Consider the following 1,192-nt stretch of genomic DNA (forward strand, 5'->3'; position numbering starts at 1 on the left):
GGTCGTGTCCCATTGCCCGAACGGCAGGTTGCTGGTCACGATCAGGCTGCTGCGTTCATACAAGGCTGCGATCACCTGGAAGAACAGGTTTGCCTGTTCCCGGTTCATCGGCAAGTAACCTATCTCGTCGATGATCAAGAGCCGATATGCCTTGATCGCGCGGTGCATCACCGCCTTCAGATTGTTCTGGGTATGCGCCGTCGTCAACGCCAGCATCAGGTCGGCCGCAGTCGTGAAGCGCGTCTTGATGCCGGCTTGCGTCGCCTTGTAACCCAGTGCCATCGCCAGGGGCACTGTTGCAAAGTTAGCGATGAGGCAGCCTTTTGTCTTATTCAAAGGCCTTACATTTCAAAAACTCTGCTTACCAGGCGCATTTCGCCCAGGGGATCACCATAATAAAATGCTGAGGCCTGGCCTTTGCGTAGTGCACGCATCACCTCAATACCTTTGATGGTGGCGTAAGCCGTCTTCATGGATTTAAATCCCAGCGTGGCGCCGATTATCCGTTTCAGTTTGCCATGATCGCATTCAATCACGTTGTTCCGGTACTTAATCTGTCGGTGTTCAACGTCAGACGGGCACCGGCCTTCGCGTTTGAGCAGAGCAAGCGCGCGACCATAGGCGGGCGCTTTATCCGTGTTGATGAATCGCGGGATCTGCCACTTCTTCACGTTGTTGAGGATTTTACCCAGAAACCGGTATGCAGCTTTGCTGTTACGAGGGTTACGCCAGTACCAGCGCAGCCGTTTTTCCATTTCAGGCGCATAACGCTGAACCCAGCGGTAAATCGTGGAGTGATCGACATTCACTCCGCGTTCAGCCAGCATCTCCTGCAGCTCACGGTAACTGATGCCGTATTTGCAGTACCAGCGTACGGCCCACAGAATGATGTCACGCTGAAAATGCCGGCCTTTGAATGGGTTCATGTGCAGCTCCATCAGCAAAAGGGGATGATAAGTTTATCACCACCGACTATTTGCAACAGTGCCGTTGATCGTGCTATGATCGACTGATGTCATCAGCGGTGGAGTGCAATGTCGTGCAATACGAATGGCGAAAAGCCGAGCTCATCGGTCAGCTTCTCAACCTTGGGGTTACCCCCGGCGGTGTGCTGCTGGTCCACAGCTCCTTCCGTAGCGTCCGGCCCCTCGAAGATGGGCCACTTGGACTGATCGAGGCCCTGCGTGCTGCG

Annotated in this window: 1 protein-coding gene and 2 pseudogenes; 1 reads left to right on the forward strand and 2 read right to left on the reverse strand. The window is 54.5% G+C overall.

What is annotated here, in order from left to right; all coding sequences use genetic code 11:
- Positions 1 to 288 (reverse strand): annotated as a pseudogene (locus E2K74_RS14415) (ATP-binding protein); the annotation flags it as partial.
- A gap of 53 nt (positions 289 to 341) precedes the next feature.
- Entirely contained in the window at positions 342 to 926 is a 585-nt protein-coding gene (locus tag E2K74_RS14425; RefSeq protein WP_151208232.1) for a DDE-type integrase/transposase/recombinase, read from the reverse strand.
- Between the two features lie 113 nt (positions 927 to 1,039).
- Here E2K74_RS14425 and E2K74_RS14430 point away from each other — a divergent pair.
- Positions 1,040 to 1,192, forward strand: a pseudogene (locus tag E2K74_RS14430) (AAC(3) family aminoglycoside 3-N-acetyltransferase); the annotation flags it as partial.

It is taken from the genome of Acinetobacter sp. RF15B, from assembly GCF_007558235.1.
GTDB lineage: Bacteria > Pseudomonadota > Gammaproteobacteria > Pseudomonadales > Moraxellaceae > Acinetobacter > Acinetobacter lwoffii_C.

Excerpts from the sequence above, each read along its gene's own strand:
- E2K74_RS14425 (WP_151208232.1), bottom strand. The coding sequence starts at position 926 with ATGAACCCATTCAAAGGCCGGCATTTTCAGCGTGACATCATTCTGTGG.